Genomic DNA, 17,439 nt, shown 5'->3' with positions numbered 1-17,439 from the left:
GTTTAAGCAACAGAACGGGTGCCAATTTGACTTTTAGGCTTGCTGACTCTAAGTCGTTTCAGTCCAAATTCTGTAGGTGTTACGTCCGCCTGCTTTCGCCTGATAAAGTGCTTGGTCGGCTGCTTGGATCAGGCTTTGAGGGGTTGTATCCTGGTTAGGAACTAGGCTGGCAATACCCAAACTGAGAGTAACGTGAGCGGCAACACCAGAAGCCTCATGCGGCAGATGAATTTGTTGCAACTGGTGCAGCAGCCGTTGAGCAATAGTTGCTGCACCAGTCTGAGGCGTGTTGGGTAAAAGGATGGCAAATTCCTCGCCGCCATAGCGGGCTGCTAGATCAGTAGAACGCCGTATAGACTCTTGCAGCACCTGAGCGACTTGAGCCAAGCAGCGATCGCCTGCGAGATGACCGTACGTATCGTTGTAGCGCTTAAAGAAATCGATATCACACAAAATGAGGGATAGCGGCTGTTGTGACCGTGTCAAGCGTTGCCACTCACTTTGAAGAGACGCATCAAAGTGGTGGCGGTTAGCGATCTGGGTCAAACTATCTGTGGTTGCCAATCGTGTCAGCGCTTCATTCGCTGTCTGCAATTGTTGGTAAAGTTCAGCCTGCTGAATAGCGATCGCCAACTGATCGGCAATGGTTTGAAGCAACACCACTTCCCATTCTTGCCAGGAAGAGCTAACTGCATCCCTGACCAGCCCCAAGCTCCCCCAAACATCGGCACTCACTCGCAACGGCACCAGCAGCGCTGACGCTGGAAACATCTGTGTCAGGCTGGGACACTGCCTTTCACCATAGTGTGTGTCTAGAAGGCAACCATCCTCCCAGTGTTCTAAGGGGGCAGCACAGGCAGCACCAGCACTCAAACTTGGCTTCATCGCTTGAGCTAACGTGACGGTTTGACAGTAGCTGGCAACCGTGACCCAACACTGCCGTGCAGGGCGATACTGCACCACTTTGACCAGCGGCACTTGCAAAAGTACGGCAATTTCCTTCGCTGCCACAGCAAAAATCGTCTCTAAGTCAAGCGAGTGGCGCATAGACTGCACAATTTGATTGCGGGCGTGTTCTCGTTGCGCCTGCTGCTTCACCTGCTGATACAGTCGGTTTTGACGAATGGCATAGCGCAAGGTGCGCTCCAGACTGGCAGTGCTAATATCATCTTTAGACAGGAACTCCGTTGCGCCTAGCTGCATGGCTTTTAGATCGAGCTGACGATCGGCAGCGGAGCCAGTCAGAAAAATAATGGGAGCCTGACAGCCATTGCTCAGTGCCTGCTGCAAAATTTCTAAGCCTGTGTGAGCGCCCAAGTGATAGTCAAGTAAGTAAACATCGTGAGACTGACACGCCATCGCTGTGAGAGCCGAATCATAGTCTGACACCCACTCCAGCTCAAAGTGAGGGGTTTGGACATCTGCTAAAAAATCACGAGTGACGCAGTAGTCATCCTCGTTATCTTCTACCAAAAGTACTCGATAGCTGTTGTCCATAGTGTCCCTCTGAATGCCATGCCACCGATTTGAGAATTGCGAGTTCTAATGCAAGTCCTAAGATGGCAGGCGCATTGTCATAAACCAATAGTGATAAAGGGTCTGTGTCATTTGTAGCAGGTCTTCAAACGATTCGGGCTTGGTGGTACAGGCATTGGCTCCTAAGTCGTAGCTGCGCTCAATATCTGATCGTGCCGTTGAAGTAGTAAATACCACAACCGGAATTCTGCGGAGGATGGGATCAGTCTTAATCTCCTGAAGGACTTCATAGCCATTCTTACGCGGCATCCTAAGATCAAGCAAGATCAAATGTGGTTGGGGCGTCATTTCTGCGTCCACATATTTTCCCTGATGGCGAAGAAATTGGATTAAGGCTTCGCCATCTTCAACTAGAAATAGATCGACCACTGCTGTTTCTTCCCAAGCCGCTTGAAGTAAGAGGCGATCGTCAGGGTTATCGTCAGCGGCAACAAGAACAAACCGTTTTGAGGGGGTCATATAAAAGACAGTGTGTTTAAACCATTGGCAGCGTGATGATGAAGGTTGATCCGTGCCCTACAACACTTTGAGCAACAATACTGCCACCGTGACGTTCGACAATCTTGCGGCAAAGGGCAAGTCCCATCCCAGTGCCTTCAAACTCATTGCGCCCATGCAAGCGTTCAAACGCACCAAAAATGCGATCGCGGTATTGCTCCTCAAACCCAATCCCATTGTCTTCTATTAGAAGTTGGTAGGTGCGATCGCGTTCTGTTTGAATCGAATTCAGGCTATAGATTTTCACCACTGGAGCGGCTTCACCATGAAACTTGAGCGCATTGCTAATCAAATTTTGCAACAGTTGCGTTAGCTGCGTTGAGTCTCCCTGCACAGTCGGTAGCTCACCGACCTCAATACGCCCCCCTGTACGCTGAAGTTGCATACCCAGATTGGACATCACTTCAGACACAACTTGAGCCAAAACAACGGATGCAAAGGGCTTGGCATCAGTTGTGACTCGTGAGAGTGTCAACAGATCATCAATCAGTGTTTGCATTCGTTGGGTCGCTTTTTGAATCCGGTCTACATAGTCCTGCCCGCGCTCGTCCAACAACCCTTTGCACTTAGTTTGCAATAAAGAGCAAAAATTGCGAGTGGTACGGAGAGGTTCTTTTAAATCATGGGAGGCAATGTAGGCAAAGCTCTGTAATTCCTGGTTGCTTCGCTCTAGTTCGAGCATTAACTGCTTTAGCTCGGTGTCTGCCTGCCTCGCCTCTGTAACATCACGGGTTGTTACCAGGACTGTTTCGATCGCGCCAGTTCGTCCAAACTCAGGTACAACACGGGCTTGGTAGTGCCTGAGTTCGTGAGGAGTGGGAAGGCTGAATTCAAATCGATTGACCGTGCCTGTGGCAAATACCTGCTGCGCACAGGCATCCCATAGCTGGAGATACTCCACCGGAAAGCCTAACGCTTGATGAGTTTTGCCCAAGAAAACATAGGGCGATAAGCCCGTTGCCAATTCCACTGCTGGGCTAACATACACACACCGAAAGTCACGATCGAACCGAGAAATGATATCCGGCGAGTTTTCCGCCAGGGTACGGAACTCTTGCTCTCGACGGAACAAGGCTTCTTCAGCCTGACGACGCTCGGTAATATCGATCGCAATCCCTCCGACCAGGCGTTGCCCGGAGCGATCAATCAGGGGAAACTTGTACACCAAAAACTCTCCAATTGTGCCATCCGACCGGGGCGCTGACTCAACCACTTCAACTGACTGTTGCGTGGTAGCAACGTCTTGAATGGTTTGAATAAATTGTTGGGCGATCGCCGCATCAAAAAGCTCAAAAATGCTTCTACCAACAATATCGGTAGTTGGCAACGCAAACATCTGACTATAGGTTTGACTAAGAAAAACAAAGCATCCGTCTGTGTCTGTAATCCAAGAAGCGGCTGGACTATTGTTCATGAACGCCTGAAAACGGGCTTCACTCTCTCGGAGGGCTAGTTCTGCTTGTTTCAGGTCAGTAACATCAGTAAAGGACGCGACTACCGCATAGGGTTGAGCTTCACTGAGATGGAACATCGGTTGCGCGTTAACGGATATCCAGGTGAGCGAACCATTTAGTTTGTACACGCCCATAATGACGTTGGACTGAGGTTGTCCCGTACGGAGTGCCATCATCGTCGGATGCGTTTCTCCTGGAAAGGGCGACCCGTCTTCATGTATGACGCGCCAATGAGAATCAATGGAAGTTAGCCCCATCATCTGCTCTCTGGACAATCCCAGGATCAATTCTGCACTCGCATTGCAGGTCGTAATTTTGCCGTCTGCCTGTTGCAGTACAATGCCTTCTGCAACAGAAGCAATCACTGAGCGATAGCGTTTTTCACTCTCTCGCAGGGCTAGTTCTGCCTGTTCGCGTTCTGCTTCAATGCGCTTGCGATCGCTGATGTCGCTGCCAATGCCAAGAAAGCCGGTTAATTGCCCATCTGAGTCATGCAAGGCAGTGACAGAGAGCAGAATGGGAAAGCGGGAACCATCTTTGCGAAGGTAAGACCACTCACGCACGTCAACGATGCCACGACGGGCTTTTGCCACAAAGACAGAAAACCCTGATGCCACTGGGCTGCCAAACTCCTGAGAGAGCACTTGAGCATACTGCGCCACCTCAGTTGGCTCATGGATGAGCGTTAATGGCTCGATGCCAACCACTTCGCTGGCGGCATAGCCAAGCGATCGCTCAGCCGCCGCATTGAAAGCAATAATTGTGCCATCGACAGTAGTCGCAATGATCATGTGATTCGCGCCATCCAGAATTGCCTGCTGTAAGGCAGCAAGTTCTTGCAGTCTTTCCTCTGCGAGGGTGCGGGCAAAGAGTTCACACTGCAAGCGATCGTTTGCTTGGGCTAATTCATGTGTCCGCTCGGCAACCTGACGTTCTAACGAGACGTTCGCAAACGCTAATCGCTGCTCGGCTGCCTCGAGCTGTTGTTTGATCCGCTGTTGCTGACGTTCTTGCTGATTTAGCAAGTAAGCATTGCGCCAGATGACACTAAAAAATGCAGTTGCAATCATGACAATGCGTCCGGCGTACCCAAAGGCAGACTCATACCACCCGAATTGTTCGCCTTGAAAGGTGAGCCAGTTAATGCCCAGTGGAATGGCGATCGCCCACGGGAGGAGCGATCGCGCCATCACTCCGCCTGCTAGCGGGCTGGCGACTATGCCCATTAAGCCCTGGTCGGGACGAGACAGTAGCAATCCTATACAAAGACCCATGAACGCCAAAGCCGTTGGCGCTGCCATAGCGATGACCTGTGTGATGAGCCTGTAGGTGGGACTAATACCAAACAAGTGCCCCATGAGCGGCAACAAAGCAATTAAGTAAATGAGATAGCTCAAACTCTGCGCTAGCCAAGCACTCGATCGCGTGTTCTGCCTAAGCAAGCAAAGGGTAGTACCAACCAACACAAAATTGAACGCTACGTTTTCCCCCATTCGTCCTGGGTAAGGTGTTGGTGTTAATGGGGCTGTGTCTCGAAACAGTAGCTCATCAATGCCCAGGTGCCACCCAAAGCAAGATTGACTAAGGGTCAGCAGCCCAACCAGAATCACACTCAAGGCTAAACTCGTGCTCATCCAGCCTAGTCGCTTTTTTAACCGCGCCGCTCTCACCCTCGGCTCAAGCTGTAACAGCCCTAGCGACAAGCCTGCCAACAGAAAGCAGAGCGCTGTATTCGCTTTCATGGTTGAAGGGCTACCAGGATAGCCACTCTTAAGCAGTGGAATATCGTACTGCCAGCCCAGCAAAACGAGTATTGCCGACAAGAGAACAAAAACAAGACTGCCTCTGCTAAGCCACTCTGAAGAGACAACACTGGCAGTCAAAGAGGCTCGTCTTTCTGAACCTGGATTAAAACGCATAGAGATCTTCAGGCAATTCAGGGGGAAACAGTACTACTGCCGTCAGGGGCAAGCTTAAGATGCCCAAAAACAGCGGTTTACTCTTTGCCAAGATCACGCGTCAACCCGTGTCGCTGTCTTAAGTGATTGATGCCAAATCTAGTTCACTCAAATTTAGTGGCGCTGTCTCGCACGTATACAGCTCAATCCCTTACTTACAATGCAAGATTGGCACTACCAGGCGCTAACGAATTTTAACACTCCGCTAACAGGCGCATAAAGTACGCTAGTAATCCTCTGTCCTTGGGGATATGAGTATTAATACAACAGTTCTGCAAAACAAGCTCGGTCAAAATCCATTTCGATTAGACTTAAGGTATTTTAAGCAACGTTTAGCTAAAGGACAGGTAGATGGGTTTAGCGAGGACTTTGCAAGCGAGATTACTGCCGAATCGATCGCTCTGGGGACTGCTCCTGCTACTTGTTGCCGGGTTTTTAGGTAATTATTTTCGATGGACTTTATTCTTTGATATTGATTTTCTGTTTGGTTCGATCGCTGTTTGGCTAGTGGTGTGTTTGTACGGAGTGCGCTGGGGCACCGTTGCGGCTTTCCTTGCTGGGCTTTGTACGTATGTCATTTGGCACCATCCCTACACAACACTAACGTTTACTCTCGAAGCTCTGTTTGTAGGCTGGCTGTTTCACCGCCGACAGCAAAATAATATCGTCGTGCTGGATGCTGTCTTCTGGCTGCTTATCGGCATGCCGCTTGTGTGGTTTTTTTACGCCATCATTCTGCATGTTGATTCAACGCAAGCATTCATTATTCTCTTAAAGCAACCCGTTAATGGTGTTTTCAACGCCCTCATTGCCAGTCTGTTGCTGACGCATCTGCCGCTACATCGCTGGGTCGCTCGCCCACCCGCCATTAGCACCCTGACGCTGCAACAAACCCTTTTTAATTTGTTGGTCGCCTTTGTCATGGTGCCCACCTTACTCTTGATTGTGCTAGCAAGTCATCAAGTGGTGGATGACATTAGAATGACCGCTCAGTCAGACCTGAACGATGCCTCCCGCTACCTTACGGTCGAGGTGCGTACCTGGTATGAGCAACGGTTAGCAGCAGTGCATGAGCTTGCGAAGGTAGCACTAGACACTGCCACTCAAAGCGGTACTTTACGTCAGGATGCAGAATTTGCTCAACGTATTTTCCCAGACTTTCAACATCTTCACGTTTTAGACGAAACTGGACAACGCCTTTTAGATGTTGGTTATGACGCTGCCTTAGATAGCTTCGATGACAATGTTTATTTTGAGCAGTTGCAGCGATCGCCCCAGCCGTTTCTTTCCTCAGCCCGCCGACTAAACCAGTCTGCCAAGCCAACCGTACTAATCGGTGTGCCCATACGAAAAGACGGCAGGTTGATCGGTGCAGTCTTGGGTGAGCTTGACCTAAAGTTTGTCACGACCCTCTTCCGCGCTAATGTGGGGGAGCAGGCGCTCAACATTACGCTGCTCGATCAACAACAGACGGTCGTTGCCAGCACTCAGGCTGAGTGGATTGGCGCTAAATCGTTTGATTGGCGCAAGCAGGGAACGGTGCGATCGATCGGTGACCAAACTTATCACTGGTTGCCCACAATGGGCAGTCCGTTGGTGATGGTGCAGTGGAGTCGATCGCTCTTTGTCAAAGAAGCGACCATTAGCAGTGAATTTCCCTGGGTGCTGCTGGTGCAAATGGCTGCCACCCCCCATGTAAGGCATATTGAGCAAGTGCACATCCAGAATATGGCAGTCCTACTGTTAGTGTCTGGTTTTGCTCCTATTGCCGCCTTTTTGGTCAGCCGCCAACTGGTCAAGCCAGTCTCTCAGTTGGCTCATATCACCACTAACTTACCGGATAAATTACTCGAACAAGCACCCATTCCCTGGGCGCAGAGCCAGGTGACTGAGTTTGCCCTCCTGGCACAAAACTTTCGCTTGATGGCAGCCAGCTTACAGCAAAAATTTGGTGAAATTCATCAGGCAAATGCAACGCTAGAACACCGTGTACAAGAGCGAACCCAGGCGCTTCAGCAGACCAATATTGCCTTGCAAGAGAGCGAAGAACGCTTCCGACAAATGGCAGAAAACATTCGAGAAGTGTTTTGGATGGGGTCGGTTGATAAAGATGCCCTTTTGTATATCAGCCCCGCTTATGAGGAAATCTGGGGACGTACTTGCCAAAGCCTTTTTGAGACACCGCAGTCATTTGTTGATGCCATTCATCCAGACGATCGCCCGCGGGTAATAGCTGCTTTTGCCAAACAAATTCAAGGCACTTACAGCGAGGAGTACCGCATTATCCAACCCAATGGTTCCATCCGCTGGATTTGGGATCGAGCGTTTCCCATCTGTAATGCAGCAGGCAGAGTTTATCGGCTGGTCGGCGTCGCACAAGATATTACCGAGCGGAAACAAGCAGAGACAGTGGTGCGGCAGCAAGCAGAGCGAGAACGGTTGCTGGGTGCAATTGCACTCCACATCCGGCGATCGTTAAACCTGGACGACATCCTCAACACGACTGTGGCTGAGATACGCGAGTTCTTGCAAACCGATCGCGTCATCGTCTACCAGTTTCAGGCCGATTGGAGCGGCATTGTCATTGTCGAGTCGGTGGCAGAAGGCTGGCAGTCAATTTGGGCTAGACAGATTAAGGATGCCTGCTTTGCTGAAATAAACGTAGAAGACTATAAACATGGGCGCACTCAAGCCATTTCTGACATCTATGCAGAGGGCTTGGCAGCTTGCTATGTTGAGCTGCTAGCCCAACTACAAGTGCGGGCAAATCTGGTTGTACCCATTCTCCAGGGCGATTTGCTTTGGGGTTTGCTAGTGGCACAGCAATGCCGCGCTCCACGCTCCTGGCAACATTCAGAGATCGACTTTCTTAAGCAGTTAGCGATTCAGGTGGCGATCGCCATTCATCAATCAGAACTCTATCAGCATGAACAGCGGCTCAATACCATACTTGAGCAACAGGTAGAAGAACGCACGGCTCAATTGCAACAGGCATTGCGATACGAAGCACTGGTTAAGCGGATGACCGATAAAGTCCGGGATAGCCTGGATGAAGCGCAAATTCTGCAAACGGCAGTGGAAGAATTGGTGCACGGTTTGGAGCTTTACGGCTGTGATACTGCCCTATTTAACTTTGAACAGGGCACGATGACGATTGCTCATTCATATACAAATGGGGCGTTTGCATCACAGCCAGAAGTCACGCTCGCGACCCACTTTTCTGATATTTATCCACAGTTACTTAATGGGCAGAGCCTTCAGTTTTGTGAGCTAGCCCCGAAATTTATGGATTCAGCCTGGCAGCCTAGCGCTATCTTTGCCTGCCCAATGATTGACGACCAAGGCGTTTTAGGTAAACTACGGCTGTTTCGCTCCCGCAACGCAGTCTTTAGCGAACCTGAGATTCGGTTAGTCTTACAAATTGCCAATCAGTGCGCGATCGCACTCCGTCAAGCGAGGCTTTACCAGACGGCACAAATACAGGTCAAAGTGCTGGAGGAGCTTAACCAACTAAAAGACGATTTCCTGAGCACCGTCTCACATGAGCTACGCACACCCATCTCTAACATGAAGATGGCAATTCATATGCTTAAAACGCAGCCAACCGAAGAGCGCCGCGATCGCTACATGGAAATTTTGCAAAGGGAGTGTGCGAGAGAAGCCGAACTCATTAACGATTTGCTTGACCTCCAGCGACTGGCATCGGGTACGAGAGTGCTAGAACTTGAAGCGATCGCGCTGCAAGAATGGCTAGAGGAGTTGATCGAACCCTTCCAAGAACGGACTCAAAGCCGACAACAAACGCTTCGGGTCAACATCGCTCCTGGTCTATCGGTTTGGACATCTGATCGCGCTAGCCTCAGCCGTATCCTGGCGGAGCTATTGAATAACGCCTGCAAATATACACCGCCTGGAGAAACGATCGACCTCTTCGTACAGCCAGTTAGTGCAACAACAAGCGATAACACTACAGCTCAAGGAAATTTGCTGGCGTTGCCTGCTACTCGCCTCAGGCTGAGTGTCTGTAATTCAGGCGTTGAAATTCCGGCTCAAGCACTCTCTCATATTTTTGAAAAGTTTTATCGGATTCCAGGCGGCGATCTCTGGAAGCAAGGAGGCACGGGCTTAGGGCTGGCACTGGTGCAGAAGTTAACAGAACATATTGGCGCAACTATTCAAGTAGAGAGCTATTCTAACCGTACTTGTTTTGTCGTCGAGCTTTGAGCGCAAGTAGCTTATTCTTCTTTAGCAGGCAATCGCCCCTGTCCCTGCGGAAATTTAGCACAATAGATTATGCTGAAAAACTAAGCTGGTAGGTTTATCGCTGCCAGTGGTGGTATCACAATTGGTTGGTAGTACAGTCTACGTTAAGTTTTGAGTCGAAATCCCAATGAAAAGCGCCTTTCTAGAACGACTGCATCACCCCGATCGCCCCGTGATTGTTTTTGATGGCGCAATGGGTACCTCGCTGCAAACACAAAACCTGACGGCAGACGACTTTGGGGGCGCAGAGTACGAAGGCTGCAACGAATATTTAGTGTTTACCAAACCTGAAGCAGTGGCTCAGGTGCATCGCGAGTTTTTGGCGGCGGGTGCGGATGTCATCGAAACCGATACCTTTGGAGCAATGTCGATCGTCCTGGCAGAGTACGATCTGGCAGATCAGGCATATGCGTTGAACAAAGCCGCGGCAGAATTGGCAAAACAGGTTGCCGCTGAATTTTCGACTCCCGAAAAACCGCGCTTTGTGGCTGGGTCGATCGGTCCCACTACCAAGCTCCCCACATTGGGACATATCGACTACGACACCATGAAGGCAACCGTTGCAGAGCAAGCCGACGGTCTGTACGACGGTGGTGTCGATCTATTTATTGTTGAGACCTGTCAGGATGTGTTGCAGATCAAAGCGGCACTCAATGGCATCGAGGAAGTCTTTGCCAAAAAGGGCGATCGCAGACCACTCATGGTTTCCGTCACGATGGAGCTTCAGGGCACCATGCTAGTTGGCTCTGATATCACAGCGATGTTGAGCATTCTAGAACCCTTCCCCATTGATATTTTGGGGCTGAACTGCGCGACGGGACCCGATCGCATGGCAGACCACATCCGCTACCTGTCTGCCAACTCGCCCTTCGTCATCTCCTGCATCCCCAACGCAGGCATCCCCGAAAACGTTGGTGGTCATGCTCACTACAAGCTGACTCCAATGGAACTCCGCATGGCGCTCATGCACTTTGTCGAAGATCTTGGCGTACAAGTCATTGGTGGCTGCTGTGGCACCCGTCCCGATCACATCCAGCAGCTGGCAGAACTGTCAACGACGTTAACGCCAAAAGCACGACCAGTCCGAGGTGATAGGACGACCGTCTCACCCTCTCACCCTCCTACCCCCTCAACGTTTCCCTCTCCCCGTCCGCTCCTTAGCTATACTCCCTCTGCCGCCTCCATCTACAGCGCTCAACCCTACGATCAGGACAACTCTTTCCTCATCATTGGTGAACGGCTGAATGCCAGCGGCTCCAAGAAGTGCCGCGATTTGCTGAATGCAGAAGACTGGGATGGGCTGGTTTCGCTGGCAAAAGAGCAGGTGCGAGAAGGGGCGCACATTCTAGACGTGAACGTGGATTACGTTGGGCGCGATGGTGTGCGGGATATGCACGCACTCGTGTCTCGTCTCGTCACAAACGTTACGCTGCCGCTGATGCTGGACTCGACCGAATGGGAAAAAATGGAGGCAGGGCTGAAGGTGGCGGGTGGCAAATGCCTGCTCAACTCTACGAACTACGAAGATGGTGAAGCACGCTTTTTGAAGGTGCTGGAGTTGGCGAAACAATACGGTGCTGGGGTCGTTGTAGGCACGATCGACGAAGATGGCATGGCACGCACCGCCGAGAAGAAATTTGCGATCGCCCAACGCGCCTATCGCCATGCACTGGAATTTGGCATCCCTGCTCACGAAATTTTCTTCGATCCACTGGCACTACCCATCTCTACGGGCATTGAAGAAGACCGGGCAAACGGACGCGCCACGATCGAAGCCATCCGGCAAATGCGTGCCCAACTTCCCGGTTGCCACATTTTGCTAGGCGTTTCTAATATCTCGTTTGGCTTAAGTCCCGCCACACGGATTGTGCTGAACTCGATGTTTCTGCATGAGGCAACCGAGGCAGGGATGGATGGTGCGATCGTCAGCGCCAGCAAGATCCTGCCCCTGGCAAAAATCGATCCCGCTCATCAAGCTGTCTGCCTAGACCTGATCTATGATCGACGACGCTTTGATGGCGATGTCTGCGTTTACGACCCGCTCACAGAATTGACGAAACTGTTTGAAGGCGTATCTGCTAAAGATGCCAGGGCTTCTCGCGCTGCCACTGCCGCCGACCTGCCGCTCGAAGAACGGCTGAAGCAGCACATCATCGACGGCGAACGCATGGGCATGGACGATCTGCTGAAGCAGGCAATGGAAACCTATCCACCCCTCCACATCATCAATACCTTTTTGCTCGATGGCATGAAAGTGGTGGGCGAACTCTTTGGCTCCGGTCAAATGCAGTTGCCCTTCGTGCTGCAATCTGCCGAAACCATGAAAGCGGCGGTCGCCTTTCTAGAGCCGTTCATGGAAAAAGAAGACTCTGGACAGGCAAAAGGCACCTTTATCATCGCCACTGTTAAAGGCGACGTACACGATATTGGCAAAAATCTGGTGGACATTATTTTGTCCAACAACGGCTACCGCGTGATTAACCTGGGCATCAAACAGCCCGTCGATACCATCATTGAGGCATACGAGCAGCACAAGCCTGACTGTATTGCTATGAGTGGTCTGCTGGTCAAATCCACCGCGTTCATGAAGGAGAACCTGCACGTCTTTAACGATCGCGGTATCACCGTCCCCGTTATCCTCGGCGGCGCAGCCCTCACGCCCAAATTTGTTCATGAAGACTGCCAGAATGCCTATAACGGTCAGGTTATTTACGGTAAAGATGCTTTCTCCGATCTCCATTTTATGGATAAGCTCATGCCTGCGAAAGCGGCAGGAGAATGGGATGATGTGAAGGGATTTTTGGGAGAGGAGACAGAAGGCAGAGGGCAGGAGGTAGAGGGAGCAGGGGAAGCAGTGGCGACAGAGGGAGTAGAGGAAGCAATTCAAAACGCTACCCCTACTCCCCACTCCCTACTCCCCACTCCATCCATCGAAGACACTCAGCGTTCCGAGGCGATCGCTGCCGATATTCCCCGACCTACACCACCGTTCTGGGGCACCAAAATCATTCAGCCTACAGATATTCCCTGGGACGAACTTTTCTGGTATCTAGATCTACAGGCGTTGATCGCTGGGCAATGGCAGTTCCGCAAGCCGCGTGAACAGTCACGGGAAGAGTACGACGAGTTTCTTCAGAAAACGGTCTATCCGATTCTGGATCAGTGGAAACATCGCATTGTCGATGAGAACCTGCTCCATCCTCAAGCCATCTACGGCTACTTCCCCGCCCAGGCAGATGGTAATAGCCTTCACCTCTATACTCCCCACTCCCCACTCCCTACTCCCCACTCCTACGACCCAATCGCTACCTTCACCTTCCCTCGCCAAAAATCCTTACGTCGCTACTGCATCGCCGATTACTACGCGCCCAAAGACTCTGGGCTTATCGATGTTTTCCCCATGCAGGCGGTGACAATGGGTGAGGTCGCTACGGAGTATGCTAAGAAGCTGTTTGACGGCAATAGCTACACCGACTATCTCTACTTCCACGGCATCGCGGTACAGATGGCAGAAGCATTAGCAGAGTGGGTACATGCCCGTATTCGTCGCGAGTTGGGCTTTGGTAGCGAAGAGCCTGACAACATTCGTGATGTGTTGGCGCAACGCTATCGAGGGTCGCGCTATAGCTTTGGCTATCCTGCTTGCCCCAATATGCAGGATCAGTACACGCTGCTAGATTTGCTAGATGCCAAACGCATTAACCTGCATATGGATGAAGGCGAACAACTCCATCCAGAACAATCAACGACGGCGATCGTGGCGTATCATCCTGCCGCCAGCTACTTTAGTGCGTAGGGGTTGTGGGGCGGCCGCGATCAACACCAACGATCGCAGTCATCTGTTGTTACAGTAATACGGAAGTGAGACAGTAAGGTCACACTTTACATCTACACCGTTGCGAAGAAAGAACCCATCAATGTCAGTGTCTTGGGGAGTTATCCCCTTTGATCTAACAGTTCCTGATCTGATTCATTGGCTAGAAGAAGAAGGAGCCAATGTACCTACTTCGCCAGGGCGTTTCCCGACAATAGAAGAACTTCTTGAGGCACTAACGGTGTTTGAGGGAGAACACATCTATAAAGAACATATTGTTGATGATTTATGGGAAGTTACGATCGGAAAAATCTTCTCAGATACTTATGCACATATGCTTGGCAGGCTTACAGAAGACGGTTGCTATGACTTTCATTTCTGGTCAAATGTGTGCCGAAATCAAACAATGATTACCATTCTTAAGCAAGTTTCATATACGTGTGGACCACTTATCTGGTGGGATGAATGCTTTGCCTTACCGCTCGTAGTTACTTCTGCTATTGATGTTAATGAGGCAATTAGTGAATGGCTCCAGCGCTGGGAAGTGGCTTATATCAAATCATCTCTTAATAAAAAAGCAAATGCTTCATCCTAAGTGAGAATGTGGAGAGAAGAAGCACAAGGGTCGGAGTTGTGCCGCTTAACCCTAAGTTGGAGCGGACATTTGAAGGCCCTCAATTCTGAGTTAGATAGCCTTTGCCGCTTAACTTCAACGTCAGACATCTTCTTGACGTCTATGGATCGAGCTAGATAGATTGCAACTTGTTACATTCAATCTTTTCGATTATTGAATATTTCAGTTTTTCTCGTTTGTGTCACGGCACATTGAACTCAACACAAGTAAGGAGTAGTTTTCAATGAGTACCCTGTATGACAAGCTCGGTGGTGCAGCGGCGGTTGATATAGCTGTAGAAAAGTTTTATGAAAAGGTTTTGGCAGATGAGCGCGTTCAGCATTTCTTTGCTCATACTGATATGCAACAACAGAAACAGCATCAAAAAACCTTTATGACCTATGCTTTTGGTGGTGCTAAACACTGGAATGGTAGCCCTATGAGAGAGGCACATAAAGAACTAGTAGCCGAGATGGGCTTAACCGATCGCCACTTCGATGCGATCGCTGAGGATTTAGTTGCCACCTTAGTTGAGTTGGAAGTGCCGCAAGCCTTAATTGATGAAGTTGTGCAAATTGTAGGTTCTGTTACTCATCGAAATGATGTTTTGAATCGCTAAATTAGGAAGGTAGAAATAGTAAACCTGCTAAGGTCATCATTCAATACTGGCAGAAAGATAATAAGGTCTAATAATATCGCCGTAGCAGACAGCGCCTTGAGCAGCATGGGTAACGTTTGTACTCCGAGTGCGATCGCCCACCTCATCAGTTAGGTTAAAGTATGAAACCCAGCATCTAAGCCTAGAGCGAATGGACGTTGAGTTTCGCCCTACTGACGGATGATTAGCTACAGGCTCAAGTCGGCTCAACCTAACCTACGGCGAGAGGGGCTAAGTACAATCGCCTGCTAGCTACTTTAGTACGTAGGGAGTGTGGGTCGATCGCGCTCATTCCATCAAAGCGCTAGAATTATTTTCTCAATTCTGAAAGATTCCATACATTTAACCTTTCTGTTTAGGGAGAGAGTTAGACTGACAAGAAAGTTGGGCAGCTTAAATTATGAAGATTTGTCTGTAGCCTGGAAAACCGTATGATCTTGCAAAGCATTAGACAACAGTTATCCAGCCTCAGAGTGGGGCAAAAGATCGGTCTAGGGTACGCTCTTGCTCTAGGCATTGCTGTGTCGGGCACAATTGCTGGCTTTGCCTTTGAGAATCATTGGCAGCAAATGACTGAACAACGAGAGACACACGCCCGCAACGAAGTGGAGCTTCTACAGCGTCTCCAATCGCGTGTGCTTCAAGCCCGAACCCATCAACAGCAGCTTATCCCTTTGGCGCAATACCCAGAAAAATTTCAGGATGAATATGCTCACTTAGTGAAGCATAAAGCTGAAATTCAAGAGATTTGGGCTGAGCTTAAAGCATTTGTGGCAAAGTCTATGTCCTTACACGGTGAGGAACATCAAAGAGCGATGCCAGCTTTCTTGCAAACCTATGACCAGGTACCGCAACTCTATTCGCAGGAAGTAGAACGTCAAGTTGAACGAATTCGTAAGCTGAACCTTGCATCACCCACTGATGTTAAGCAAGCTCAAGCGCTCCTGTTGGCGTTTACAAATAGCAATTTGGCGCTTGAATTCGATGGCATCTCGGACGACCTTGTGGGTTTACTTGACGAGTCATACCAGGAGCTTCAGGAAGCAGCACAGTCACGACGGCAAGCGGGCGAAGTTGCCCAGATCATTATGGTGGCAAGTATTGTCTTGTCCATTGCGATCGCCATCCTTTTGGCAATTTTGACTAGCCGAGCGATCTCTCAACCGATTGAAGCTTTGACTGATATTGCCCGACGCTCTACTGAGGAATCTAATTTCGACTTACAAGCAACGGTTAAGCAAGACGATGAGATTGGAACACTTGCCAAGTCGTTTAACCAGCTGATTCAATCGGTTAAGCAACTCCTACAGGAGCAACAGACAGCTAACGAACAGCTAGAAACCTATAGCCAAACGCTTGAATCTAGAGTTGAGGAAAGAACCCAAGAACTGAACGCTAAAACTACGCAGTTGCAACAACTTTTAGAAGAACTACAGCGCACTCAGGTTCAGATGGTGCAAAGCGAAAAGATGTCTGCTTTGGGTCAAATGGTGGCAGGGGTTGCACATGAAATCAACAATCCGGTCAACTTCATTCACGGCAACCTTACCTATGTACAGGAATACGCCCACAATTTATTAGGTTTTGTGCAACTTTACCAGGAGTGCTACCCTGACCCAGTACCCGCAATCCAAGCAGAGGCAGAGGCGTTTGATCTTGAGTTTGTCCAAGCCGATCTACCTAAGATGCTAGATTCGATGAAAATGGGCACCGATCGCATCCGTCAGATTGTCTTGTCACTCCGTAACTTCTCACGCATGGACGAAGCTGACTTCAAAGCAGTTGATCTGCATGAAGGCATTGATAGTACGTTATTGATTTTGCAGCATCGTTTGAAAGATAGAGCAGAGCGTCCAGCGATTCAGGTAGTGCGTGAGTATGGCAATTTACCGCTAGTGGAATGCTATCCGGGGCAAATTAATCAGGCGCTGATGAATATTCTGGCAAATGCTATTGATGCGCTGGAGGAAGCCAACGTCAAACGAACCTATCAAGAGATCAAGCAAAAGCCTAACCAGATTACCATTCAAACTTCCATCATCAATTCAGAGTGGATAAAGATCTCCATTGCTGATAATGGCATGGGAATGCCTGAAGCTGTGTACAAACGTATTTTTGATCCATTCTTCACCACGAAAGCCGTCGGTAAGGGAACGGGGATGGGAATGCCAATTAGTTATCAAATTGTCACTGAGAAACATGGCGGCAAGTTAGATTGTTTCTCAATACTTGGTGAGGGAACGGAGTTTATCATTCAAATTCCTGTTCGACAGCAAATCCGTGCTGCTGCATAATAAATTCAGGCACTTAAATGTCCTTTCTTGAAGGGCAGCACCCTTTTTCAAACGTTAGTTGTGAAGAACAGAAATAACGCCTACAGCTCGGTGAGATGCAGTTAAGCAGTCTTAGCCAACTTATACCGATTTTCTTCACATGCTATAAAGCAAGCGTCTCCTGTCTGCGGCTTCGCCCTTATAAAGAGGCTTGAGGGGAAGCAAGCACGGGAATCTCTAACCAGCACTTTTGAATTGATATGACTATCAGCCATAGGTACATGGAGCGTTACCAGGAGGCTAGTGCAACGTTACCCGTGACCTTATAGCCTCTTAATACAGTAGCAATTAAGATGTAGGCAATGATACAAA

Annotated in this window: 8 protein-coding genes; 5 read left to right on the top strand and 3 right to left on the bottom strand. The window is 49.6% G+C overall.

The window, feature by feature from the left end; genetic code table 11:
* Positions 1 to 48: 48 nt before the first annotated feature.
* From H6F86_RS02215 to H6F86_RS02205, 3 genes are read right to left on the bottom strand one after another with little or no spacing between them, the layout of a single operon-like run.
* Positions 49 to 1,497 (bottom strand): diguanylate cyclase, encoded by a 1,449-nt coding sequence (locus H6F86_RS02215; protein WP_190446481.1) that lies wholly within the window; start codon positions 1,495 to 1,497, stop codon positions 49 to 51.
* Positions 1,498 to 1,554: 57 nt separating this feature from the next.
* Positions 1,555 to 1,995, bottom strand: coding sequence for a response regulator (locus H6F86_RS02210; RefSeq protein ID WP_190446480.1), 441 nt, complete (start codon positions 1,993 to 1,995; stop codon positions 1,555 to 1,557).
* Between the two features lie 16 nt (positions 1,996 to 2,011).
* Positions 2,012 to 5,311 (bottom strand): PAS domain S-box protein, encoded by a 3,300-nt coding sequence (locus H6F86_RS02205; protein WP_242033322.1) that lies wholly within the window; start codon positions 5,309 to 5,311, stop codon positions 2,012 to 2,014.
* Positions 5,312 to 5,815: 504 nt separating this feature from the next.
* Here H6F86_RS02205 and H6F86_RS02200 point away from each other — a divergent pair.
* From H6F86_RS02200 to H6F86_RS02180, 5 genes are all read left to right on the top strand, one after another.
* Entirely contained in the window at positions 5,816 to 9,670 is a 3,855-nt protein-coding gene (locus tag H6F86_RS02200; RefSeq protein ID WP_190446478.1) for a GAF domain-containing protein, read from the top strand.
* Positions 9,671 to 9,836: 166 nt separating this feature from the next.
* Positions 9,837 to 13,505 carry a methionine synthase gene (gene metH / locus H6F86_RS02195; RefSeq protein ID WP_190446477.1) on the top strand — a complete coding sequence of 1,223 codons (3,669 nt, stop codon included), beginning with the start codon at positions 9,837 to 9,839 and terminating at the stop codon, positions 13,503 to 13,505.
* A 121-nt stretch (positions 13,506 to 13,626) separates the two neighbouring features.
* On the top strand, positions 13,627 to 14,118 hold the full coding sequence (locus tag H6F86_RS02190) for a hypothetical protein (RefSeq protein WP_190446476.1): 492 nt from the start codon (positions 13,627 to 13,629) through the stop codon (positions 14,116 to 14,118).
* Between the two features lie 262 nt (positions 14,119 to 14,380).
* Positions 14,381 to 14,755, top strand: a complete 375-nt coding sequence (locus H6F86_RS02185) for a group 1 truncated hemoglobin (RefSeq protein WP_190446475.1) — start codon at positions 14,381 to 14,383, stop codon at positions 14,753 to 14,755.
* 470 nt (positions 14,756 to 15,225) lie between these two features.
* Positions 15,226 to 17,088: an ATP-binding protein gene (locus H6F86_RS02180; protein ID WP_190446474.1), complete on the top strand. Its 1,863-nt coding sequence runs from the start codon at positions 15,226 to 15,228 to the stop codon at positions 17,086 to 17,088.
* Positions 17,089 to 17,439: the final 351 nt, after the last annotated feature.

The organism is Phormidium sp. FACHB-592 (assembly GCF_014695795.1).
Taxonomy (GTDB): domain Bacteria; phylum Cyanobacteriota; class Cyanobacteriia; order Leptolyngbyales; family Leptolyngbyaceae; genus Stenomitos.
Note: the sequence above shows the minus strand (reverse complement) of the source record. Positions and strands in the feature narration are given on the sequence as shown.